This is a genomic window from Bradyrhizobium uaiense (genome assembly GCF_010811875.1).
GTDB lineage: Bacteria > Pseudomonadota > Alphaproteobacteria > Rhizobiales > Xanthobacteraceae > Bradyrhizobium > Bradyrhizobium uaiense.
In genome coordinates this window covers 1-21,917 of record NZ_VKHP01000108.1, presented here as the reverse complement: position 1 = coordinate 21,917, position 21,917 = coordinate 1, and the positions used below count along the sequence as shown (strand labels likewise).

The 21,917-nt window shown below is 59.7% G+C and carries 22 protein-coding genes and 1 pseudogene; 10 read left to right on the top strand and 13 right to left on the bottom strand.

Features of this window, described 5'->3' with window-relative positions; genetic code table 11:
* Nucleotides 1-10 precede the first annotated feature (10 nt).
* The 3 genes from FNJ47_RS24210 to FNJ47_RS24200 all read right to left on the bottom strand — a co-directional run bounded on the left by FNJ47_RS24210 (nt 11) and on the right by FNJ47_RS24200 (nt 2,048).
* The gene (locus FNJ47_RS24210; protein ID WP_163157605.1) at nt 11-769 is read right to left on the bottom strand and encodes a GntR family transcriptional regulator; all 759 of its coding nucleotides are present in this window, start codon (nt 767-769) and stop codon (nt 11-13) included.
* Between the two features lie 364 nt (nt 770-1,133).
* Nucleotides 1,134-1,646 (bottom strand): hypothetical protein, encoded by a 513-nt coding sequence (locus tag FNJ47_RS24205; RefSeq protein WP_163157603.1) that lies wholly within the window; start codon nt 1,644-1,646, stop codon nt 1,134-1,136.
* Between the two features lie 87 nt (nt 1,647-1,733).
* The gene (locus tag FNJ47_RS24200) at nt 1,734-2,048 is read right to left on the bottom strand and encodes a hypothetical protein (RefSeq protein WP_163157601.1); all 315 of its coding nucleotides are present in this window, start codon (nt 2,046-2,048) and stop codon (nt 1,734-1,736) included.
* Nucleotides 2,049-2,888: 840 nt separating this feature from the next.
* Between FNJ47_RS24200 and FNJ47_RS24195 the strand changes: the two genes are divergently transcribed.
* Together FNJ47_RS24195 and FNJ47_RS53285 are read left to right on the top strand one after the other, a co-directional pair.
* A complete protein-coding gene (locus FNJ47_RS24195) occupies nt 2,889-3,026 on the top strand; it encodes a hypothetical protein (protein ID WP_163157599.1) in 138 nt (45 codons plus the stop codon).
* A gap of 72 nt (nt 3,027-3,098) precedes the next feature.
* Nucleotides 3,099-3,230 carry a hypothetical protein gene (locus FNJ47_RS53285; RefSeq protein WP_283811287.1) on the top strand — a complete coding sequence of 44 codons (132 nt, stop codon included), beginning with the start codon at nt 3,099-3,101 and terminating at the stop codon, nt 3,228-3,230.
* A gap of 237 nt (nt 3,231-3,467) precedes the next feature.
* Here FNJ47_RS53285 and FNJ47_RS53965 read toward each other — a convergent pair whose 3' ends face one another.
* From FNJ47_RS53965 to FNJ47_RS24180, 3 genes are all read right to left on the bottom strand, one after another.
* Nucleotides 3,468-3,956: a TIGR02391 family protein gene (locus FNJ47_RS53965; protein ID WP_347341709.1), complete on the bottom strand. Its 489-nt coding sequence runs from the start codon at nt 3,954-3,956 to the stop codon at nt 3,468-3,470.
* 344 nt (nt 3,957-4,300) lie between these two features.
* A complete protein-coding gene (locus tag FNJ47_RS24185; RefSeq protein WP_163157597.1) occupies nt 4,301-4,894 on the bottom strand; it encodes a hypothetical protein in 594 nt (197 codons plus the stop codon).
* Between the two features lie 162 nt (nt 4,895-5,056).
* On the bottom strand, nt 5,057-6,097 hold the full coding sequence (locus tag FNJ47_RS24180) for a hypothetical protein (protein WP_163157595.1): 1,041 nt from the start codon (nt 6,095-6,097) through the stop codon (nt 5,057-5,059).
* Between the two features lie 423 nt (nt 6,098-6,520).
* On the opposite strand from FNJ47_RS24180, the gene FNJ47_RS51520 reads away from it, so the two are divergent.
* Nucleotides 6,521-6,661: a hypothetical protein gene (locus FNJ47_RS51520; protein WP_236000077.1), complete on the top strand. Its 141-nt coding sequence runs from the start codon at nt 6,521-6,523 to the stop codon at nt 6,659-6,661.
* Between the two features lie 677 nt (nt 6,662-7,338).
* Here FNJ47_RS51520 and FNJ47_RS24170 read toward each other — a convergent pair.
* Nucleotides 7,339-7,659, bottom strand: a complete 321-nt coding sequence (locus FNJ47_RS24170; protein WP_163157593.1) for a hypothetical protein — start codon at nt 7,657-7,659, stop codon at nt 7,339-7,341.
* A 488-nt stretch (nt 7,660-8,147) separates the two neighbouring features.
* Between FNJ47_RS24170 and FNJ47_RS24165 the strand changes: the two genes are divergently transcribed.
* Nucleotides 8,148-8,570 (top strand): hypothetical protein, encoded by a 423-nt coding sequence (locus tag FNJ47_RS24165; protein WP_163157591.1) that lies wholly within the window; start codon nt 8,148-8,150, stop codon nt 8,568-8,570.
* Between the two features lie 116 nt (nt 8,571-8,686).
* Nucleotides 8,687-9,397, top strand: coding sequence for a metallophosphoesterase family protein (locus FNJ47_RS24160; protein ID WP_163157589.1), 711 nt, complete (start codon nt 8,687-8,689; stop codon nt 9,395-9,397).
* A gap of 379 nt (nt 9,398-9,776) precedes the next feature.
* On the opposite strand, the gene FNJ47_RS24155 is transcribed toward FNJ47_RS24160, so the two are convergent.
* The 3 genes from FNJ47_RS24155 to FNJ47_RS24145 all read right to left on the bottom strand — a co-directional run bounded on the left by FNJ47_RS24155 (nt 9,777) and on the right by FNJ47_RS24145 (nt 11,627).
* Entirely contained in the window at nt 9,777-10,223 is a 447-nt protein-coding gene (locus FNJ47_RS24155) for an antitoxin Xre/MbcA/ParS toxin-binding domain-containing protein (RefSeq protein ID WP_163157587.1), read from the bottom strand.
* A 468-nt stretch (nt 10,224-10,691) separates the two neighbouring features.
* Nucleotides 10,692-10,994, bottom strand: coding sequence for a helix-turn-helix domain-containing protein (locus FNJ47_RS54760; protein WP_163157585.1), 303 nt, complete (start codon nt 10,992-10,994; stop codon nt 10,692-10,694).
* A 420-nt stretch (nt 10,995-11,414) separates the two neighbouring features.
* Nucleotides 11,415-11,627, bottom strand: a complete 213-nt coding sequence (locus FNJ47_RS24145) for a hypothetical protein (RefSeq protein ID WP_163157583.1) — start codon at nt 11,625-11,627, stop codon at nt 11,415-11,417.
* A 672-nt stretch (nt 11,628-12,299) separates the two neighbouring features.
* Here FNJ47_RS24145 and FNJ47_RS24135 point away from each other — a divergent pair.
* From FNJ47_RS24135 to FNJ47_RS24120, 4 genes are read left to right on the top strand one after another with little or no spacing between them, the layout of a single operon-like run.
* On the top strand, nt 12,300-12,788 hold the full coding sequence (locus FNJ47_RS24135; RefSeq protein ID WP_163157581.1) for a MarR family winged helix-turn-helix transcriptional regulator: 489 nt from the start codon (nt 12,300-12,302) through the stop codon (nt 12,786-12,788).
* 2 nt (nt 12,789-12,790) lie between these two features.
* A complete protein-coding gene (locus FNJ47_RS24130) occupies nt 12,791-14,842 on the top strand; it encodes an FUSC family protein (protein WP_163157579.1) in 2,052 nt (683 codons plus the stop codon).
* The gene (locus tag FNJ47_RS24125; protein WP_163157577.1) at nt 14,839-15,045 is read left to right on the top strand and encodes a DUF1656 domain-containing protein; all 207 of its coding nucleotides are present in this window, start codon (nt 14,839-14,841) and stop codon (nt 15,043-15,045) included. The genes FNJ47_RS24130 and FNJ47_RS24125 overlap by 4 nt, the downstream gene beginning before the upstream one ends.
* Nucleotides 15,042-15,908 carry an efflux RND transporter periplasmic adaptor subunit gene (locus FNJ47_RS24120; RefSeq protein ID WP_163157575.1) on the top strand — a complete coding sequence of 289 codons (867 nt, stop codon included), beginning with the start codon at nt 15,042-15,044 and terminating at the stop codon, nt 15,906-15,908. Before FNJ47_RS24125 ends, FNJ47_RS24120 begins: the two co-directional genes overlap by 4 nt.
* 71 nt (nt 15,909-15,979) lie before the next feature.
* On the opposite strand, the gene FNJ47_RS24115 is transcribed toward FNJ47_RS24120, so the two are convergent.
* Both FNJ47_RS24115 and FNJ47_RS24110 read right to left on the bottom strand, forming a co-directional pair.
* Nucleotides 15,980-16,903: a tetratricopeptide repeat protein gene (locus FNJ47_RS24115; protein ID WP_347341708.1), complete on the bottom strand. Its 924-nt coding sequence runs from the start codon at nt 16,901-16,903 to the stop codon at nt 15,980-15,982.
* A gap of 18 nt (nt 16,904-16,921) precedes the next feature.
* The gene (locus FNJ47_RS24110) at nt 16,922-17,569 is read right to left on the bottom strand and encodes a FecR domain-containing protein (RefSeq protein ID WP_175068412.1); all 648 of its coding nucleotides are present in this window, start codon (nt 17,567-17,569) and stop codon (nt 16,922-16,924) included.
* A gap of 528 nt (nt 17,570-18,097) precedes the next feature.
* On the opposite strand from FNJ47_RS24110, the gene FNJ47_RS24105 reads away from it, so the two are divergent.
* Nucleotides 18,098-21,505 (top strand): DUF5801 repeats-in-toxin domain-containing protein, encoded by a 3,408-nt coding sequence (locus FNJ47_RS24105; protein ID WP_163157573.1) that lies wholly within the window; start codon nt 18,098-18,100, stop codon nt 21,503-21,505.
* 68 nt (nt 21,506-21,573) lie between these two features.
* On the opposite strand, the pseudogene FNJ47_RS24100 reads toward FNJ47_RS24105, so the two are convergent.
* Nucleotides 21,574-21,786 (bottom strand): annotated as a pseudogene (locus FNJ47_RS24100) (alkaline phosphatase family protein); the annotation flags it as partial.
* Nucleotides 21,787-21,917: the final 131 nt, after the last annotated feature.

Sequence of the window (21,917 nt, the reverse complement as noted above, 5' to 3'; positions counted from 1 at the left end):
CCGGATATCTTCATAAGTCGTTGTATTGAATAATCAGCTCGATCCACCGGGCCGACATTCTGATCTGGGAGAACAGGATCGGCTGATTAGCGCCATCGACGATGGTATTCTTCAGCTTGAGCACCGGTTGGGAGCGGGGTTGCCGCAGCAACTCGGCATCCGTGCGGGTCGGATTGCTGGTCGTGATCCTAGATTCATATCGAATGATCTCTTCCGTGCCAAGTTGCTTCAGTCCGTCGGGTACCGACCCCGTTTCCGCAATTGCCTTGTCAATGCCGTGAAAGCGTGGGAGTGGGAAATAAGCAGAGCTGATCATCGTGGGATTGTCGTCGACCAGCGTCAGCATGTTGACACGTCGCACATATTGCGACTTCTCCAACCGCAGGGCCGCAAAAATCTCTCTCGACGGGAGGACCGTCGAGCTCCCCAATATCTCCTCGCGCCCGCCCCGATCCAACCCCTTTAGAATAACAGGAAGAGTCGTCCGGCGTCCCATGGGATGGGAAATTAGGCGCTCCCGTACGAAGCTTCCTAAGCCATGCTCTGTTCGGATGAGCCCCTTTTCCTCCAGCACCTCGAGCGCCCGCCGAACCGTGTTGCGGTGGACGTTGAAGCGCCGCGCCAGTTCCTCCTCGGTAGCTAGGCGCTCTCCCGGAAAAAGTCGCTGCTGGCGGATATCCTTCTCGACGGAAACACAGACTTCCTGCCATAGATGCAGGGAGCCCTTGCGACGTAGCATTCTATCGCCACCTTCTGGTTCGATCTCCATTGATCTTTTCTCGAGACATTCCTGGAGTGCGCCCCTAAAGAGCCAATTTTCCGCAGCGTGTCTACATCGCGACGAATGCGCGGTTGGTACGAATCGTACGATGTCGAGATACTTGTGACGCGCGAACCCCACTGGTCGAGGCCTCGACCGCTGCAAGCTGACGCCCACGGAAATCCGCGTCAATTTCGCCGATGGTCCGAGTTGATGTCGAACGGTCGGTTGGGCGCGGGCTTGGGACGGCAAGGGTCCCACACGCAGCCAAGACTGCATTGATTGGTGGATGCGCTCGGCTCGATGGCGACACGTGCCCGAGTACGATTCTGAGACATCTTAGGTCCACGCGGACTCTACGCGATCGATCACGTTAAAACAGCGAACTGCTGAAAAATACAGTCACCACAGTGTTGGCGAATGGGTCGCCACAAGATGTAAAATTGAAATCGATGATCCGGTCCCACTGCTGTACACGGTCGATCCGAGGAATCTCAAAGCGCCGGTCTGGATACCCCCAATGCCAGCCCCCCATTACGCTGAAGGCCACCTCCATGTCGGGCTTGCCGGTCCTAATACCGGGATTGCGTGGGACAATGTCCACTTGATCTCTGTTTTGGAGCAGCGCAATTCGGTAGCTCTCGTGAACTGTATTTGGACGTGTTTGGAAGTCGAGGTAGAAGTCAGTGTTTTCGTTCCGATCGTGGGAGAAGTGCACCCTTTTGATGCCGAGCCCCTTTGGCAGAAATATCGGTACGGCTACACGCGTCGTGCCCGGCTGCGGGCATTCGGAAGTGGCTGGACTAACTTGTCCAATGAGAACCAGAGTTAGTGTTCCGGCGCGGACGAGGTGACGGCCTGATGACCGTCCCGCGATTGCGATCACTATTACCTCCGGATCAAGTTCGATCTAAGCCAGTTGAAGGGATTGATATCGGGTTCGGAGACGCCTCACGACGAATGTCCCGACGCGCTACCTGCAGGTATTCGTTGAGAGCCACTGCATGCTGCCTGAATAGACGAGCGTGTTGTCGTATATCCTCTTGGGGCATTGCTTGCAGACGTCGGCCAACGCACTAACCTGCGAACTGACCACGGAGCGGGCGTCATCGCAGGATTGACGACTGGTCTGCCAAATCTCGCAATAGCCGCGGTCGGACATGTCTCCGGCGTCCTTGCAGAAGAAATGGGCGACGACAGAGTAGTCGGAGAACGCCGCGGAGTTCGAAAGCGTCAGCAACAGGATCGCGATGGAGCCGAGTCGCGCGAAACGCCCCTTCTGTGTCATGTTGCTGTCTCGCAAGAGAAATTGCTACCGCGTGAAAATATCGAAAAAGCTGCGTTTCGTACCGAGACGAGTGCCCAATCCAGGTGACGGTAGCAGAGGCAATTTTCAGTTGTGTGACGAAGTCGGCTCAGATCGCCTTCTTGGACGGAATAAAAACGGGTGGCGGGCTAAGCTGACTTGCGCTTGGCGACAATCCTCTTCGCCGAAGCGGCTCCGTCGCCAGCTTCTTGCCACTGATCGGCAGTAGCAGCATCTCCCGCTACCCGCTTGCGTTCTTTTCGACTTTTTTCGGATTTGGCTGCCTTGGCCAGCGCCCTGCCTGGCCGACGATGTCTGCTAGAATTTTCCGCGGCACCGAAAGCCGCCCTTCGGGCCCGTCGAGATCTTGCGCTCTCCGCTCGAACTCGCCTCGATCCAACGTGGCGAAATCCTCCCACTCATTCCGACGCCCAGCGCTTCTCGATCGCGTTGCCGAGAACGAGCATGAAATTGGGCATTCACGACGTCGTTTTCTCGCAACCTTTCGCGCAAGAGCGGAAGGGCACCGGCGTCCCCCGATGCGCGAGCCCTCGGAGTCTGTCGCTTCTGCGATCTTCCCCTCGATGAAATCCATCAGGTCGACGACGAATGCTGAAAAGTCGGCACGCCAGGCTGTCATTGATGCTGCTCCGTTCGTTCGATCCGGACGGTGGACGCGCCAAGGGTTTCGCGTAGGTCTCCCTTGTCACGGGATCTGGGATTATTTCGAACGGCGCGTTCGGCCGAAGGTCTGCTGACTCGCGCCCCGCCTGGTGGAAAGTAGATTTTCCGCTGGACTATTTTAAGTGGCGGATTTGAACGATGACTTTTGACGATCTGATTGTAGAACGCCTTCCGACAGCAGGGGCACCGGTCGATCAGCCGGATGGGTACTTCTATGAGGGGGCGGTGCTGCCGGGCTACACCATGCACCTGCTCCGGACCGAGCCGGCTCGCTAGGTCCCTCCGGACAGGCAACACGGGCGCCAAGTCGATTTTCCGGGCTGGCTCGAGCAGCACCGCTTCCAGCGCGTGGCAGCAGCTCGGGCGTCCTTCGCCGGCACCTTCGAGGATGCCGAAGGGCGGCAGGTGATCATCCGTCCGCGCTCCGGAGCGAGCTACGTCACCGCCGACGCAAATGGCACGACGATCGAGGCCGAGTGAAAAACCGAGATAAGCAGAGCTTGCACAGTTTTAGCGAAGCGCGGCGAAGCTTCTATGTCGGAGTCACACGTCCAAGGAAATCACTAAGCTTCGTCTTCCAGGAGCATCACCCTTCACCTTGGGTTCACGAGGTCGCGCAGCGCAGCGAGAGCTAACCATCGTTTATCGAACGCTGACCGCCACGACGAAGGCCACGCCGATAATCTTCGAGGCACAATGTGCTAACTGCTGATCGGCTCAGACCCGGGGAGGCATGGTGGCCCGATCAAGGCGCCGGTGAATGAGCGAAACAATCGTGAGCAGGTCCTCTGCGTCTTCCTTGGACATAGTCCAGTGAAGCCGCGCTTCGTGTGCGGTCGGATTGCGGAACATGCCGAACGTCCCACGAACTAAGTTGGCGAATCCGCTCTGCTCGCTGCGTTCGCTGACCGAGCTTCGCGAGTTTATCGCAAGCAATGGCGGCTCGCCGCCGAGCACGCGATCGACGAGGCCGGCTCCATCGTCTGTCAAACCCGATCGAGACCGCATCTTGTCGGCTACACTCTTTACGGCTTCTTGCACCGCGTGGAAGTAGTTCTCCGCGAGAAGCTCGGCGCGGCGGAACTTCAGCACATCGGGATGCACGCCGCGACCTTCGAGATCGGAGCGCAACTCGCGTGCCCTTCGCTGAGCCTCCGGAAGCGTTCGCGCCACCTCGGCCGTGATAAGACTGCCGGTCTCGTCCACGACGAGGCCTGAGAAAGCGAGCGCCTGGTTCAGGAGCGCGCGAAGCGGCTCGAAACGGCCTGGCTCCCTGTTGTACCGGGCCGGCTTCATAGCGAGGCGGATGAACTCCAGAATGTGGGTGCGATTTTGCTTGGTGTTCTGGCTTTCGGCGAAGGCGTTATAGATCCTGTTCCGCTTGGTGAGAGGGCCCGGATCAATCATCTTGCTCGATATGAGCAAACGGCCGATTTCGCCCCCTGAAGGCCTCGTTCGGTATCGCCCAAGGCGTCGGCAATCGCCTGCAGTTGATCGTGGGTGAAAAACGCCATTACGATCTCATTTCGTCGAGGCCTTCGAGAGCTTGGTTACTCGACGTTCAGATTGGTTTCCTGCGGCACATCACTGGCATTCGTGCTGAGCAGACACCTCATCGCACGCGCTGCCGGCGTGAACGCCTTGTCGTACGAAAAGGCATGCCAATCGATCTTCTCTCGAGCACCCAATTGATCTTGGTGAAGCTTGTCTCTGACGCTCTTCACGGTGTCGACGTCCGCGACGAGCTTGGATTTCGACTCAGGATCGAACTTCTTCGTCAGAGAAGGTTTCCACTTTTCGAAGGCGATTCGGTTGGCGGCGGATCCATCCAGACCGTTTTCCCTCAACCAGAGTGCTGAGCCCAGACCTTCGCATATCGAAAACATGCCGACGCAGAATTCGAAGTTGAGCATGTGGAAGTAGGACTCGAACAGAAGTTTTCCTTGGTTTGCGTGAGGAACGATCAGCCCAGCCTTCATCTCCAACCCGACCAGAACGTGTTTGAGATTGGAGATCAATCGGCGCTGAACGTCCTGGTGGAGACCCGCCGGGAGACACTTCTGGATCCAAGCCTCCCAAGCGTACGCGGTGGAGAGATTGACGAACCCAGAACGATGATCCGGCAGCTTGATAAGGTGAAACAAGTTGGCCTCCGCTTTTATTCGTGTCGTAGTTTTCGGGCGACGGCAGAGCATTGCAGCGGAGACACGTCCTACCCGCGCCAGAGATTCTCCGAAAGCCCCCTGAGAGTCCACCGGGTTCGCGAGAAAAGTCCCAAGGCTGGATCGTCGAACAGAAAAACAAGATCAGGCTTGTTTAATTTTCTGTATTGCCGATCTGAGATCGGGGGCCATCACAAAGAGATCGTCAAAAACAGGACCATTGGGAATGGTCCATATAAGGCGGCCGCTTTCTAATGTAACTGCATTCACGACGTAGAGCATGAAATTGATGAGCTTCCTTGATTTTTGTCCTCTCTCGGTGCCGTAAAGCCTCACAGGCCCGATGAGACGCCAATAATCTAGATCCTGCTGCTCCTTGGTTTTGCCGTTTGCTTCAATCTCCTTTCCCTGCGGCGTACCTTTGAGGCCAGCCCGAACTTCGTCGATTGCAGATTCGATCGGAATTAAATTGAAATCGACAACCAGCGGCACCCGAATCGGTGGCTTGGGAGATATGTTCTTCATTATCTCCGCATAGTTCTGGCAACGAGCTTTAACGTCGCCGCCCTGGATCAGCGATTGGAGGCTCCGGAGTTCAGAAAACTGGGGCTCTCCGAGTTGCGCGCCGAGAACATCAAGAAGATAGAGGAGACATTCACCCCGCGGCACTGCCGTATCTTTGTCGAGCCAACTGTAAAATGACATCCTTACAGCTGCTTCCTGGTTCTCGCGGAGAAGCAGGTCCAGTTGCTCGATATCCGATATTCCCAATAGTTTTGCGGTCTCTTCAACCGGGAGAGCCACGCCGTTGTCCGGATCGACAGAGTTGCCACTACGCTCTGAAATTCGCTCGTCTAATCTGCGGACCAAATCGCTGGAGCGCATGTATGCAACCAGATTGGGCTCTTGGATTGTTACATTCTTCCATCGAACAGGGATGTTCAGGTTCGCTTCGTCCTTGCGGCGACGGACCAAAAGGATCAGGAGGAAGGTCACAACTCCGACCACAACAATGCCGATCCGTTTCCATGGATTCATGACCCATGCCGGCGGATTCCCGAAAATGCCGGCAAGCCAAGCGGCTGGTGCAAGGCCCAACACGAGGCATATCGCGCCGATAATTGTCGCGACCGCCCATCGAACAGCCCCGCCAAGAACGTTATTGAGCCACCACGAGAGTCCCATGTGTGGAATTTACTCGCAGGTTTCCGCTCGGAGCGAGACCCGGCAGCCTTCCCCAATGGAATTACCCAGGGGATTTATTTTGTAGTCACTTTGCAAGCTGACCACTCCTCAAGATCCGCACTAGAACACATCATGAACATATGGCATGATCAATAGGCAGGTTCCGAGCGACCTCGTCGAAGCCTCTCGACAACATCCCGACTTGCCGACTGCATATCCGTGGTCGTCGCGGCGCCGAGCCCGCCGGGCGATGTGCCGGCGCGCGACGCCCTGAGAAGCGCCGTGGCTCCGGTGACCACGGACGGGATATCGCCTCGACGCGGCAAAATCGTCGTCATCCTGCTCTGCGGTGACGACAGGCGGACCCAAACTAGAACCTTCGGAAGGCCCAAGGAAAATTGCCGAGGCATTGGAGGACTGAGGATGAAAGTCAGCAAATTGAAGAAGTTCGACGTCGTCGAACACCTTGGCACGCTGGAGGCGCGTGCGAAGTATCTAACGCCGGTGGCGTTCCAGACGAAGTCCGTGACGCCCCTAATCTCGTCGCCCGAGCACAGGGCATGAGCGAAGTCGCGAAGGCCGCTGGCATGCCACAGAAGGTCTTTACAAAGCGCTCGGCGCGAGTAGCAACCCGGAGTTTGCAACTATCCTCCGGGACAATTGAACTGCAACCTTCGATAGGTTCTTCTGGCGCTGTCTGCGGTTCCGTTACACTCTTTTGAGTCTCAAACAGCCCGGGAATACACTCATATGAGTCGCACGCGACGGTCTTATGTGTCGCGGAGGCACGAAATCATTGGGATTTTCTGGTTAATTTGACACTCTTATAAGTCGCGGCACAAGTGTGCCGAGACTCATAAGAGTGTCAAAAGACACAAAAGAGTGTCACGTTTTTTCGGCTCTTCAAGCTGCCGCTGAGCACAATCTTGGATTGCAATGCAATTCAAAATGGATTCGGAAGCCAGATGATGGTTAAAGGACGACAGCGGGGGATCTCTTCAACTATGAAAAAAGACAAGTTGAGTGTCAACGCAAAGATGTTGCTCGACGCCTGGAGGTCGACAGTCGCTCCCGATCTCGCCGGCTGAACGATGAACGAACTGGCTGTGTCGGCATAAAGTACGACAGAACCAAAATAAATTTCGTCGACGATATTGCAGTCATGGAAGAGATCATGCTGTTCGCAATCAGGATGTCGTCGCCACCAGCGCGGGTCGAAAAAAAACGCTCGAAGGATTGATCTATCCGGTGCCGTGACGACGAGGAGATAAAAAATCCGTTGCCGGCGTTAGCATGAGAACGTTATCAGTTTGAGGACTCAGCAGGCGATGTGTGACTACGACGATGTCGATATTGAAGATCTGGAGCTTCTGAAGCGTGAACTCGCGGCAAGCTTGCGGCAGTTGGAACGGGGCGCGTTTTCTGAGCGCAGCGTCCTGGACATCGCGCAAAGTGTGATCGAAGAGCCATGTGGCTACCGGCATTAACTCTTCGCTTGAACCGCCGCTCAAATCCAGAGTGAAGGAAGCGGAAAATGGCTGAGCTAGGAGCTCAAAACGCATGCCCGTTGTGCGGGACCACGATCTCGCATTGGCATCATCCGAACACTGTTGAGCAGGAGCGCTATGCTCGCCCAGCGTTCGAGAAGTGGGCGGAAGCGTATGTTGCTCCCGCTGGGCATGCCGCCGGTGTCTATAGGATCGACGTTAGCAGTGGCGACTGGCGACAGCGAGATCCGGATAATCTCGGCGTTTACAGGAATCACGAAGTTCAAGTGGCTTGGTGGGCGTTTTTGGAGGCTTGGCTACGATCGGATGCTGCGCAGCGTCGGCCCATCACCGATATATGCATTGCAGTGCCGCCCGACGAGAAAATGCACCTGAAGCACCAACATGACAGATCGACCTCAAATGCCGGAAAGCCGCGCCGCCAATAACTCGACGTTGATTTGAGGCCGGCCTATCGGGGCTCTGTAGCTTTGCTCTTTGCAGGCTCCGCCAGTAACTTCCATTGCCACTATCTCAGACGTCAAGGGGTCGTCTTTATGCGAATGCCAAACAAAAAGTGTCTGGTAGAACTCGGCCGCAAAGTCTTGTTGGCGTACGACTATGCAGACCGCCCGCTCGGGCAAGCTTTGTCGCCGCTCAAGGGCCGGAAGCTAAGACCCCCGAAACCTCAGGAGGAAGTCGATGCCGGCATTGGCCGCGTGGTTTGGGACGCAGCAACGGAGCTCGGGGGAACATCAGTTCAAACGCCATCGACAAGGGCGTTGGTAAGAATTGGCGCCAAGGCAACTTCCTATATCGACTCGGCCGATCTTGGGCACATCGGCGGCACAGTGGAAGATGTCCACTACGGTCTAGGAAGGCGCGCGATACTTGCCTTCGACGATGAAATCCGACAGCTGATCCGCACCGATGAGACTGAGTCCGATCCCGAGCTTTCAGCTTCGTCGACCATGGGCAGACCATAACAACGATTGGCTTCAAAGTGCGGCGCTCTGTGTCGCGCAGCAGCGGGGTCAGAACAGTGGATTCCTGTAGCAGTCATCGTATGAACCCTCTCTCGGTTTGAAAGATAATCATCGGCATGTCCAACAACGACGACCTTGTTACTTTCGCCATTGGGGACATCCACGGATGCCTGGAAATGCTGCGCGTCACGTTGGCGTCCTGCCGGAGTTACGCCGATGGACGTCCCACGAAGTTCGTGATGTTGGGGGATTACATCGACAGAGGCCCAGACAGCCGGGGAGTTGTCGATTGGCTTGTGAATTGGGACGGTCCGGAGCAACTTATTTGCCTCAAGGGGAACCACGAGGACATGCTGATTGCCGCGCTGGAGCGCCCGGAGCGCAGTGCGAGCGCATGGCTGAAGAATGGAGGTCAGGTCACCCTGTGGAATTACGGTGTCATGTATCCACACCAGCTTCCATATAGTCTCTCGAACTGGATCAAGGGGATGCCCTTGTCGCACGATGATGGCGAGCGCTTTTTCGTGCACGCAGGCATTGATCCGGCCGTGTCGCTTGACCATCAGACCGAAGCCAAGCTGATGTATTCACGAACCTTGTATCCGGACGATATCGACGTCGGCCGGTATATCGTTCATGGACATACGATCGTCGCTGGCGTGCCGGTCCCTGGACGCAACAGCATCAACGTGGACACTGGCGCTTGTGCCGGCGGCTCTCTCTCGGCCGCGGCCTTCGTGCCTGGGAGGCGGCTTCCGGTCGCAATAATATCGGACGACCTGGTCGTGGAATTGCAGGATACATGGTCCCCGGGGTTGCCGCGCTAACGAACCGCTACCCCCCCCCCGCGGCCAACTGTCGGAAGGCGCAGCGCTAACTGAAACGCTCAGCTTGGGTCGCCCTGGGTTTCCGCAGCCTGGACTGCTGACTTCGCCTGCGTTGCCGGGTGGCGCGCCGCCGAGCCGGTCTGAATCTTTCAAACTATCGGCGCAAAGATCGTGCAGCCCGCTATTCCTCAGTGACTGACACGACCGTCCGCTCGACGCCACGAGCTCGGGCGCGCGCGCCAACAGGCGTCCATTCATTGTGGCACGCGGTAATAAAGGGCTAGTAGGCTCACTGACCCCGAAGGTCTCAAATGAAAGGTCACCGTCGGTATTTACGGAAGAGTATAAGCGTCAGGCCCTCGAAACGGTTTCCGCTGAGTTAAAGCGCGCTCCTAGCCAAGCAGATGTTAGCCTGCTGCTCGGGTACACCGTCATCGGATGCCGCCTGTTTGGTCAGCTGACCCAACAAAATCTCAGCGTCGGTCAAGCCGCTGTCGCTGCTCCCCGCGACTGCCAAGGGACGCCGACCACCAAGCTTATCCGTAGGCGTCATCAACCACGCCTTTGCGTCCAGCGCGCTGTCAAATACGGATAGTGCTCTCTGTGTCAAATGATGTCGTCGTCGCTGTTTCTCGGCCTCAACCTTCTGATCCACCGGGTCGGCTTCTCTTCGTTCGCGGTGGTCCTCAATCAGAATCGCGATCATGTCCAACGCAGAGAGCATTGTCGAACCCGAAAGCCTGCGGCCGCTCGCCATGTCCGTGACGACAACAAAGGAAGATCCAGTGCTCGAGGGCTCGATTTCAATTTCAAATTTCTCTGACATCGTCTCAAGACCTGTGACTAGCTGAATCTCCTGGCGAAGCGGTCGGCCCCGCGGTGGACGGCGCCACCGATCGCATCGCGAGCCATGTAAGGGACGGCGGTCAACCGGATCCCGCACGACGTAACCCGAGCATCCTCAGGTTTGGGGCACATGTTCCGATCGCCCGAGAGCTATACTATTCTTGCGATAATAGTATAATCGACGCGATATCAATAACATAGCAGCAATCGCAAAGCCCTTAGCCTGCCTTCGCGAGCGAGCCTTCCACTGGTTGGGATACGACCGGCCACCCTAAATATCCAGTGGTTTTCCTCGATCGGAAGTCGCGCAGATCTGGCAAGGTGCAAAATCCTTCAATCGGGTGCAGGAATCCTAAATTTCAAAGTTCGAAGTGCAATTTTCTTCATTTCTCAGCGAGGCGCAAAGATCCTGAGCACTCCGGAGCGTCCGGGGAGAGTGGCGTTAGACTTAATCGTCGACTTCGGTAACTTCGTAGAGGGCTGGTGCGGGTCCCTCTTCTATTTCGCCAGTGGAGTTGGTCATTCTCTTCTTGAGATGCTCGACCGCCGGGACCACCACTCTCGGTACGATCAGAAGTTCTAGTCCGACCGCTCGAGCCCAAGAAGTTAGAGTTGAGGCACGGACATCGACCTTTCCGGACTCCATTGCGGAAATGTGGTTTTGCGGAATTTTGAGTTTTCGGCCCAAACTCTCCTGGCTCAGCCCTAGCTGAAGCCGGGCTCGCTTCAACGTCTTGAACAATGCCGTCATACGAATATCTGCCTTAACGTCTATTCATCACAACAATATACGTCATAACAGATATTAAGGTCCGCCGTTAGTGGCCCAGCAATCTTATCAGGGCCGTCAGGCAGCGTGGTTAAGTTCTCAGGCGCGACCTGGCGGCGGCCCTCATTTTACGGCGGTTTAAGTTGCGAGCTGGCGGGTGCGCAGGCGGTCGCCGCGCGAAGGCGTCCTCTCGCAAGTCGGACTGCAACCTTTGATAGGTGCATAGTAGTCGCGGGCGATTCCGTTACGCTCTTATGAGTCTCAAACCGGCCGGCAGTACACTCTTATGAGTCTCACGAGACAATCTTATGTGTCCAACGCGCACCGAAATCGTTGAAGTTTCCTGGTTAATTTGACGGTCTTATGAGTCTCAGCACACGTGGCGGCAGCCGCAGTTCGTAGCTATGCCGGCTGCTTGGTGAGGGCCGCCTCGCCCTCATCGCGTCCGGGAACGCTGACGTGGACCTCGTGACCCAGCCTGATTGCCAGCGCAGCGGCAGCCGCCGCCGACTCGAATGCAGCTTCCTTGGTGGCGTATCCGGCATTGAGATTGCCGTCGTGCAGGACGCCCCACTCCTCGCCGGCTGGAATCACCGCATATTGAGCCAATCCCATCATCTCCTCCTTGCGCAAACAGTGCAGCGCGCCCGCGCGCCTTCGAATGAGGCCTCAACAATGCCCTCGGAGCGAGGTTCCTAAGCCGACCCGGTTCGGCTGCGACACAATTAGGAACGAAGCTGCATCGGCCGCGTCGGACCATGTTGTCACAAGCAGGACGCCAACCATGGTCCGAGAAGGTCCCGCTGAGCCAGCTCCGGCAAGTACCGCGGAGACAACGCAGGCGATACGGGCGCGTCCCTACGGGATGATGATCACGTCTGCGATCATCGCACTCGTGGTCATCGTCCTCGCCTACACGCTGATCTCGCCTACACGCTGATGCGGTAACAAGCGGTCCCGCGCAATCTCTGTCTCCAGGCGAGGTCGCGCGATCGCTGAACGGGACCGGCTGCGTCAATCTCGGACAAGGCGCGGTCATCACGATACAGGGAATCGGTGCCTCGCTCAGCCCGGCGCTCGGCGGCTGGATCGCGCAATGGGTCGGCTATGGTCCCCCTTTCTGATGCTGGGCGGATTGGGGCTTCTGTCGGTCGCAATCTGGATCGTCTTTCGATCGACCGTACAGAAATACTGACGGCCTCTCACGCGTGATCGCATTTGCGTGATCATCCACGCCTTCGATGCAATATGATTGCATCCTAATAGTTCGTATCCTATCTAATTTGCATGCCTCCGTCGCAATCCCATGTCCATGCCGAGATCGGCCGCCTGATCACCAGGCTTGGCCGGATCTGGCGTCGCGAGTCGGATCAGGCGCTGTCCGATCACGGCCTGTCCTACGCGACGGCGATCCCGCTGCTGGTGCTGTCGCGGCAGGGCGAGAACGTCCGCCAGGGTGTGCTCGCCGACGAGCTTGGGATCGAAGGACCTTCGCTGGTGCGGCTGATCGATCTGCTCGAGTCCGAGGGACTGGTCGAGCGCCGCGAGGATCCGACCGATCGGCGCGCCAAGACGCTGCATCTCACCGCGGCCGGCGAAGCCAAGGTCGAGGAGACCAATCGGGTGCTGCGCCGGGTGCGGGCCAGCGTGCTCAAGGATATCGGCAGCGAGGAACTTGCGATAACCTTCGAGACGCTGCAGCGCATAGACGAGCGAGCGAGCCGCCTGCAGGACGGCAAGACCGCTCCGGCCAGGACTGCTCCCGAGGCGAGATAGTCATGCACGCTGAAGAGCCGTTCCTGGTCCGCCACGCGGATCTCATCTTCGCGTTGAAGACGTTCGCCGCGTCGATGCTGGCGCTGGTCATCGCATTGGCGATCGATCTGCCGCGCCCCTATTGGGCGATGGCGACGGTCTACATCACGTCACAGCCGCTGGCCGGCGCGACCAGCTCGAAGGCGTTCTTCCGCGTGAGCGGCACCCTGGTCGGCGCGACCATGACGGTCGCCATGGTGCCGAACCTGATCAATGCGCCGGAGCTCTTGTGCCTCGCGATCGCGCTCTGGGTCGGACTCTGCCTTTATTTATCGCTGCTCGACGGCACGCCGCGCAGCTATGTCTTCATGCTGGGCGGATATACCGTCGCGCTGATCGGCTTTCCGTCGGTGGCCGCGCCTGGCAGCATCTTCGACGTCGCGCTGGCCCGGGTCGAGGAGATCTCGCTCGGTATCATCTGTGCGAGCCTGGTCTCGACCGTGGTGTTTCCCCGCAGCGTCGCGCCGGCGGTCGGCAGCCGCGTCAGAAGCTGGCTGTCGGATGCGCGACGCCTGTCCCGCGACGTGCTGCTGGATCGCGGGACCAGCGAGACGCGCCGGGCCCAACGCCTCCGCCTTGCGATCGACATCGTCGAGATCGATACGCTGGCGACCCATCTCGCCTATGACAGGTTGGCTGACGTCGGCACCGTGCGTGGCCTCGGAGAAGTCCGACTGCGCATGCTGATGCTGTTGCCGATCATCACGTCGATCGAAGACCGGCTTGCCGCACTCGGCGAGGCGGCCCTGCAAAGGCAGCCGGAGCTCCGGCGGCTGATCGACGATCTCGCGGCATGGATCGTCGACGATGATCGCCAGCGGCAATCCGGCGAGCAGATCCGCGCCGCGATCGCCGAGCGGCAATCCGCGCTCGACGGCGTCGCGCCGCGCGAGCGCATTATCACGATCAGCCTGCTGCTCCGGCTACGTGAGCTCGTCGACATCTCGGCCGACTGCCGCGCAGTGGGCGATGCGATTGCCGCAGGCCAGGATATCTCCACCGTGCCGCTGGCGTTCCACCCGGAGTCGGGGGCCGCGCCGGTCCGTCATCGCGACCACGGCATGGCGCTGTGGTCGGCCGCAGGCGCAGCGGTGGCGATCCTGATCTGCTGCGCTCTGTGGATCGCGACCGGCTGGCCCGATGGCGCCTCGGCGCCGATGATGGCGGCGGTCGCGTGCTGCTTCTTCGCGGCGCGGGATGAGCCGGCGCGCAGCATCCGGGCCTTCGGCCTGTTTTCGCTGGTCGCCATCGTCGTCGTCGCGATCTATCAGTTCGCGCTGGTGCCGGGCATCTCACACGTCGAGGTCCTGATCGCCGCGCTGGCGCCAACCTTTCTCACATACGGCCTCCTGATCGCACGGCCGAAAACCGCGCCGATCGGCTCGGCTCTCGCCGTCAACACTGCGACGCTGCTCGCGCTGCAATCGACCTACAGCGCGGATTTTGCCAGTTTTGCCAACAGCTCCGTCGCCTTCTTCCTCGGTATCGTCATCGCAGAGATCGTGACGCGGGTCGCGCGCGGCGTCGGCGCCGAATGGATCGCCAAGCGGCTGATGTCGTCGAGCTGGCAGACGCTCGCGGACGCGGCCGAGCGGCGCGGCCGCGGCGATCGCGCGCAGTTTGCCGGCCTGATGCTGCATCGGCTCGGACTATTGGTCCAGCGTATCGCCTTCATCTCCGAGAGCGACCGCCGCGATGCCGACAGCCTGGTGCAGCTGCGCATCGGGCTCAACATCATCGACCTCAGGCGAGCCCGTTACGGCCTCGCCGCATTGACCGTACGTGCCATCGACGACATGCTTGACGATCTCGCGGCGGCGTTTCGCGCCCATGCGGACGAGGCAATGCCAACCGAACTGCTGACATGCATCGATGCGGCGCTGACCGCCGTCGTCAAGGATCCCAATGCGCGTGCGCGGGACCATGCGTTGCTCGGCCTCGTCGGTATCCGCCGCGGCCTGTTTCCGGACGCACCCGCGTATCGATCGCAGCCCGAGGAGAGTTTTGCTGCATGAGGTATGAGATCGACATCTATGGCGTGCTAGTCCCGGCGCTGCTGCTGTGGCTCATCGTTGCCTACGCGCTGAGTGCCGGGATCAGCCGGATCATGCAGCGCTTCGGGCTCTACCGGCTGGTCTGGCATCGCGCGCTGTTCAATTTCGCACTGTACGTATGCCTGTTGGGCGTCGTCGTTTATCTTTCGGAGTTTCTGCCATGAAGGGGAATTTCGCCTGGCTCGGCCGGGTCGCGCTGACCGCGATCGCGCTCGTCGCCGCGCTCGCCGTCGCTCACGGGCTCTGGGTCTATTATATGGAATCGCCGTGGACCCGCGACGGCAGGGTCCGCGCCGACGTGGTTCAGGTTGCTCCCGATGTATCCGGCTTCGTGACCGACGTGCTGGTCAAGGACAATCAGCAAGTGCATCGTGGCGATATCCTGTTCCGGATCGACCGCGCGCGCTTTGCCCTGGCGTTGCAGCAGGCCGATGCGGCGGTCGCCGGTCATCGCGCGACGCTGGACCAGGCTGACTCGGACCTCAAACGCTACAGCGCGCTGACCACCGATGCGGTGTCGCAGCAGAAGCAGGAGCAGGTTCTGGCCACGCAGTTGCAGGCCAAGGCCGCCTACGACCAGGCGGTCGCCGATCGCGCCGTCGCGCAGCTCAACCTGGATCGCAGCGAGGTACACGCATCGGTGAACGGCACCATCACCAATATGGACCTGCGGCCCGGCGCCTATGTCACCGCGGGCAAGGGCGTGATGGCCCTGGTCGACAGCGATACGCTGCATGTGGAAGGCTATTTCGAGGAGACCAAGCTCGCGCGCATTCGCGTCGGCGACAAGGCAGAGGTCCGGCTGATGGGCGAGCCGGTCCGGCTCACCGGACATGTCGAGAGCATTGCGGCCGGTATCGAGGATCGCGACCGTGGGCAAGGCGCGAACCTGCTCGCGAACGTCAATCCGACCTTCAGCTGGGTTCGGCTCGCACAGCGCGTCCCGGTACGCATCGCGCTCGATCGCCTGCCGGATCGGATCGCGCTGGTCGCCGGCCGTTCGGCAACGGTCGAGATCATGAACTAGCCGGCCGCACCGCACAGGCGGCTACCGCCTCAAGCCGGCGCCCTTGCTGCGGCCTCCGTCAGCAAGCGCGTCTACGGCACACCGTAACGTTTGAAGTCGTCGCCGATGCCGTCTTGAATAGCCTTGGCCGCCGAGATGTCGACGTTGCCGCCGGCCTTGTCGCCCTGTTTCAGCTTGGCCAGCCCGCGTCCATAGAGCGCGCTGGCCAGCTTCGGATCGATGCGAAGCGCGGAACTATAGTCGTCGACGGCCGCGCGCAACTCGCCGGTCTTCAGATAGATCAGACCACGTGAGTCGTAAGTCGCAGCATTGGTCGACCCCGATTGCAGCGCCTTGTTGCAGTCCTGCAGCGCCTCCTGCAACGCGCCGAGGATAGCGCGGCTCCAGCAGCGACCGTTCCACACGCCTGCAAGGTTGGGCTGGAGGCGAATGGCCTGACCGTAGTCCTGCTCGGCACGCGCGTAATCGTTCTTTTTCAGATAGGCCCCGGCGCGGTTGGCAAAGGCTTCGCCGTAATTCGGGTTGAGCTTGATTGCCTGATCGAAAGCGTCGGTCGCGCGATCGTAATCCTGTTTCCCGAGGTAGGCCACGCCGCGGTTGTTGAATGGCTTGGTGTAGGTCGGATTGAGTTCGATCGATCGATCAAAATCACGGATGGCGCGGTCGTAGTCGCCCTTGGCGGCATAGGCGTTGCCGCGGTCGTTGTAGGCGATGGCGAGGCCAGCCGGCATCATGTCCTCACCAGCATCGATCAGTGCCGTGCACGCAGCAATGCGCGCGTCGGCCGGCGTGCGATCGAGGCCGCTGCATAGCCCGATGTTCCGGAGATAGCTGCCATTCGACTTCGGGTTCTGCGCAACCGCAGGCGATGCGGCCAGCAGCAGGATCAAAAGTGCCGTCAGGCCGCCACTCGCAGCGATACCTGCACGAAGCTTCGTGCCGGTCTCCGGTTTGGCGCAACACGCAGTCGCCGATGTCCGTGAGTAGCCGCTCAAGATCGACGCCCTGCTTGCCTAGCACCCTCGACAAATGTTCGGATTGAACCTGTGGTAGGTATTTTGCTCGGGTTGCGACGCACGTGTCGCGGGCTTCTTCAGAAGCTTGCTCTTGCCCTCTTCAACGAGCGTCGCGAACCTGACCGTTCCATCGTCCGATATTTCGATGCGTGGCGTGGTGCCTCGAATGCCCATCGTTGCGGCGGGCGTGTCGATCTTCATGTCGCCGGTCTTCGCGATGTTGCCGGCAACAAAGGTGAACGTTCCATTGGCCAATTTGAACAAGGTCGAATTCGACTTGCCGTTCGGGTCGTAGACGAACTCGGTCATGGCCATCTTGGCGTTGCTCGACAGGTTGAACGAGGTGCCATCGGTGAAGTTGATCCCGACCCGTCCATCGGCTCCGGTCTGCACCACGTCGCCCAGATAGACGGGGTCGCCAACCTTAGTCTTAGGCGGATCGGACAGTGCGGCCTGCACCACCACTGCACCGGGATGTTCGATCGTGACCGATCCGCTCGCGGTCACGACCTTCCCGATGAGCTTCGCCGAAGAGTTCTCCACCGCCGGTTGAGCCGGCTCGGTTTGCGCCAGCACTTGGCCGGACAGAGTCACGAGCGTAAGGAGGATGCTTGCGAGCAATTCAACAATGAAACGTATCCGCACGATCCCCTCCTTTGAGAAGATATATTGTCGCGGCGCGATGGGTGATCCCCGGGCCGAGACCGCAGGACCATGAATGCCGAACGAGTTGCTGCAGACAGGCCTAAAGGCCTGTCGTAGTTCGAATAAAAATTAATAGGTGGACAATCCGCTTGGTGATTATACACTAAATTTAGTGGGGCAGAACCCGCGATAAAGGACAGCATTTCTGTCGTTTCCGCAGGGGCTACTGCAGTACCGGAATTCGATTTTTACTACCGAATTTAGTTTCAATCAGAACGTTGGCGGACAAGCCTGTGACTGGCCGGTGTGGGTTTTTTTCACCTCGTAGCGCGCGCAAGCCAGACTAAAAAAACTGCGGCACCACCTTCCGCCTGAGCTGTTCAGCGGGCGAAAAGCCAGATGTTAGTCGCGTCCGACGTAGCGTTCGGGGGCGTGTGCATGGCCGTTTCAGGCCAGCTGCCCCGAGTGGTTGGTACCGTTCAGACGGTGATCGGCTGCGGTACTATCGCCCGTGCCGGCGGCAATGCCATGCAAGCCGCAGCTGGCGATCCCGTCTGCCAGGGCGACGTGATCGAGGTCGCAGCCGGCGGGCGGGTCGATATCCGCCTGACCGATGGCACGCTGCTCAACCTGCCGGCCGGCGCCCGGCTGGAGTTGGGTGATCCGGCCCAGATCTCTTGCAGCGGCTGGCGGCCGGGATTGCTCGCGAAGGCGAGGAGCATCGTCCGTTTCATTGGCGGCCGGCTGGCAGGGTCAGACGTCCTGATCTCGGACACGCCTGTTGGCACCATTCGGGCCAGCGGCCTCGGCATGCTGTCGTTCGCGGCACTAACCTTTTCGCTCCTGAACGACGCCTGGGCTGCGGAGCCGAACGTCACTTTCCTGGACGACGACAACATCAACTACAAGGACCTCCACCACGGCATATTCGAGCTCGTGACCAAGGAGGCCAATCCACGGCACATCATCGTCGATGATCCCGGACAGACGATCATCCTGACCGCAAGGGGGTCGTCGGTCAGCGTGAGCCAGGTCACCAATAGCCCCGCACACATGGAGGAATTGCGGGACGCGCAGCAGGAGGCGCTTGCCAATCTCGAGAAGGGATCGGGATCAAAAGGTTCCAGCACGCCCGCCTATCAAGGGTCGCCCCTGCTGCAACCGATCAATTTCATTGCGCCTGACCCTTCGCAGGCGCCAAATCAGCTCGCACCTCTGCAGGTGGTCCCCCCCGAGTTCATCGTCACTTTCAATCCGCCACCACCGACACCGCCGAAGCTGACCTTCGGAGCGGCGCCGTCGCTGACGCTGAGCGCGACGCATCTGACGGCGACGCAGCTAGACGACAACATCGCCGGCTCCGCGCCGAACGTCGCGCTGACGACGATATCAGGGGACTTCTCGGTGAAATTCGCCAGCCCACAGGACGCGGCGGGCGCGACGGTTAGCTACGCGCTGACAATCGCCGGCGGCAACGGCATGGCGTCGGGGGTGATCGACTCGCACACCGGCCTCGCCGACGTGCTGGTTCTGAACAGCAACACCGTTGAAGGCCGCGTCGGTTCGGCCGGCGGCACGCTCGCATTCACCATCACGCTCGATCCAGCCTCGGGGTACGTGACCTTCACCGAGTACCGGGCGGCGATGGCGCCGCCTGGCACCAACACCGACGACAACGAAGCCGTGTCACTGGCGACCGGAATCGTAACCCTGATTGCGACCGTGATAAAGGACGGCCTCTCCCAGGATGTGACCCTCGACCTCGGCAGCAGGTTGACCTTCATCGAAGATGACCCAAGCATCAGCACAAGCGGAACAGCTCCCTCGCTGACGCTGAGTGAGATGCATCTGACGGCAACGCCGCTGGACGACAACATCGCCGGCTCTGCACCCGATGCAGCGCTGACGACGACCTCCGCCGACTTCTCGACGGCATTCCACTCGGTCCAAGGCGCAGATGGTGCGACGGTCAGCTACGCGCTGACGATCGCGGGCGGCAGCGGTACCGCGTCGGGCCTGATCGACTCCCACACCGGCCTCGCCGACATATTGGTTCTGAATGGCAATAGCATCGAAGGCCATGTCGGCACGACCACCGGCACACTGGCGTTCACCATCGCGCTCGATCCGCTCACCGGGCAAGTGACCTTCACCGAGTACCGCGCGGTGAAGCAGCCGCTCGGCACCAGTCCGGACAGCGGGGAAGCTGTGGCGTTGAACGCCGGCCTCATAAGCCTGGTGGCGACGATCACGGACAAGGACGCAGATTTCCGGAGCGCGAGTATTGATCTTGGCAAACAGCTCACGATCACGGACGACGGCCCGAGCATCAAGGCGAGCGGAACCGCGCCATCGCTGTCGTTGAGCGAGTCACATTTGACGGCGACGGCGCTGGACGATCACATCGCGGGCACGGCGCCGGATGCAGCGCTGACGACGACGTCAGCCGATTTCTCGACGGCGTTCACCTCCGTTCAAGGCGCCGACGGCGCGACCGTCCGCTACGCGTTGACGATCGCCGGCGGCAACGGCACCCCGTCAGGCCTGATCGACTCGCACACCGGCTGCACCGACGTGCTGGTTCTGAATGGCAACACGATCGAGGGTCATGTCGGCACGGCGAACGGCACACTGGCGTTCACCATCACGCTCGATCCGGCTACAGGGTACGTGAACTTCACCGAGTATCGGGCGGTCGAAGAGCCGATTTGCACCAATCCCGACGCCGAAAGCTTGTCGTTTGCGGCCGGCATCATAGGTCTGACTGCAACGATCACGGACAAGGACGGCGACTTCCAGAGCGCCAGTATCGATCTCGGCAAGCAGCTCTCGATTACGGAAGACAGTCCGACAATCGGTGGCTTCCCGGTGACCGTCATCGCCGCTCACGACGATCAGGCCGTGGCCGGCACCTACGATGTCAATTTCGGCGCAGATGGTGAGGGCGCAATGCACGTCGCCATCCACGACGGCGAGGTCGGCAGCACGGGATATGACCTGGCGACCTCAAACCTCGGCGAGGGCGTCACTTCCGTGCATGTCACCGGACATGGCGATGACTACACGTTCTACTATTCGACCCATGCGGCCGGTGGCGGCGTCGAACTGGACGCGTACCGTACGGATTCAGGCGGTGCGCTGTGCGATCCGCTCTTTGCACTCCTGATCAATCCGGACGGCACCTATTGCTTTAATTTCGAGAAGGTCGAGCAGTTGAAGGACGTCACCGTAACCGGCTCCGATTTCGGCGCTTCGGACGGCGGCTCGCCGCAACTCACGGCTCCGGACGCACAACTCGTTGTCACAGGGGCTGACTGCGCCGGTCATCCCATTGACGTCACGGCATCGAGCGACGGCATCGCGGTAGGCGATGACGGCCAGCAAATCGACCCCACCGAGCGGTTGAATCTCGCATTCACCGAGAAACAGTCACAGGTCGATTTCACTCTCGCACACTGGCAGGATTGCGGCACTGCGACGCTGACTTTCAAGGTACTCGATGGCAGCACCTGCGTTCACGACTTCAGCATCTGTGTTCCCAAACCAGCCAGCGGCTGCGCCGGCATCGTAGTACAGGAAACGAATAACACGTCGTTGATCAACACCTACACCTTCGACAACGCGACGCAGACATACACGCTCTACGTTGGAAAGGCGTTCAATCAGGTTCAGATCGACTATGATCGAGCGGAATCCGGCCATCCCACCTTCACGGTCAACAACATCACCTACGACGAGAAGACGAGCATTCCGAGCACGGATCTTCTGTTCGATGTATCCGCCGTTGACAACGACGGCCATTCGGCCACGACCGGCCTTCAGGTCGACATCCAGGGCGCGACACATGCCCTGCCATTCGCCCCCGGTCCGGAAAGCGACGCGCTGGCCGGCGGCAACATCGTTCCAGATCATGTACAACATGATCTGATCATTTAGTGGCCCTGAGCCGTAGCGAGGTCCCGGCCCGCGTCGTATGTTGACGCGGGCCGGGACTGGTTCTTACCTCAGCGCCAGCCCTCGCCGGCCTTCAGCGCCGCCGACAGGCTGCGCACCGGACGGGTCACCAGCGGCTCCAGATCGAAGCGCTTCTCGAGCAGTCGCAGGATCGACGTGGTGTCGAAATCCTCATGCGCGACACCCGACTTGTTGAAGCGCTTGGCAATCAGCAGCGCCGGAACGCGGGTACCCGGGCCCCACTGGTCCGCGGCCCTGGCTTCGGCACCGCGACGGTTGTGCGGCGAGGGCTGGCGCTGAGGTAAGAACCAGTCCCGGCCCGCGTCAACATACGACGCGGGCCGGGACCTCGCTACGGCTCAGGGCCACTAAATGATCAGATCATGTTGTACAT

What these genes read in the sequence shown, in the direction of transcription:
- FNJ47_RS24210 (WP_163157605.1), bottom strand. Translation starts at nt 769, where the DNA reads ATGGAGATCGAACCAGAAGGTGGCGATAGAATGCTACGTCGCAAGGGC.
- FNJ47_RS24200 (WP_163157601.1), bottom strand. Translation starts at nt 2,048, where the DNA reads ATGACACAGAAGGGGCGTTTCGCGCGACTCGGCTCCATCGCGATCCTG.
- FNJ47_RS24195 (WP_163157599.1), top strand. Translation starts at nt 2,889, where the DNA reads ATGACTTTTGACGATCTGATTGTAGAACGCCTTCCGACAGCAGGGGCA.
- FNJ47_RS24180 (WP_163157595.1), bottom strand. Translation starts at nt 6,097, where the DNA reads ATGGGACTCTCGTGGTGGCTCAATAACGTTCTTGGCGGGGCTGTTCGA.
- FNJ47_RS51520 (WP_236000077.1), top strand. Translation starts at nt 6,521, where the DNA reads ATGAAAGTCAGCAAATTGAAGAAGTTCGACGTCGTCGAACACCTTGGC.
- FNJ47_RS24170 (WP_163157593.1), bottom strand. Translation starts at nt 7,659, where the DNA reads ATGCGTTTTGAGCTCCTAGCTCAGCCATTTTCCGCTTCCTTCACTCTG.
- FNJ47_RS24165 (WP_163157591.1), top strand. Translation starts at nt 8,148, where the DNA reads ATGCCAAACAAAAAGTGTCTGGTAGAACTCGGCCGCAAAGTCTTGTTG.
- FNJ47_RS24160 (WP_163157589.1), top strand. Translation starts at nt 8,687, where the DNA reads ATGTCCAACAACGACGACCTTGTTACTTTCGCCATTGGGGACATCCAC.
- FNJ47_RS24155 (WP_163157587.1), bottom strand. Translation starts at nt 10,223, where the DNA reads ATGTCAGAGAAATTTGAAATTGAAATCGAGCCCTCGAGCACTGGATCT.
- FNJ47_RS54760 (WP_163157585.1), bottom strand. Translation starts at nt 10,994, where the DNA reads ATGACGGCATTGTTCAAGACGTTGAAGCGAGCCCGGCTTCAGCTAGGG.
- FNJ47_RS24145 (WP_163157583.1), bottom strand. Translation starts at nt 11,627, where the DNA reads ATGGGATTGGCTCAATATGCGGTGATTCCAGCCGGCGAGGAGTGGGGC.
- FNJ47_RS24135 (WP_163157581.1), top strand. Translation starts at nt 12,300, where the DNA reads ATGCCTCCGTCGCAATCCCATGTCCATGCCGAGATCGGCCGCCTGATC.
- FNJ47_RS24130 (WP_163157579.1), top strand. Translation starts at nt 12,791, where the DNA reads ATGCACGCTGAAGAGCCGTTCCTGGTCCGCCACGCGGATCTCATCTTC.
- FNJ47_RS24125 (WP_163157577.1), top strand. Translation starts at nt 14,839, where the DNA reads ATGAGGTATGAGATCGACATCTATGGCGTGCTAGTCCCGGCGCTGCTG.
- FNJ47_RS24120 (WP_163157575.1), top strand. Translation starts at nt 15,042, where the DNA reads ATGAAGGGGAATTTCGCCTGGCTCGGCCGGGTCGCGCTGACCGCGATC.
- FNJ47_RS24105 (WP_163157573.1), top strand. Translation starts at nt 18,098, where the DNA reads ATGCAAGCCGCAGCTGGCGATCCCGTCTGCCAGGGCGACGTGATCGAG.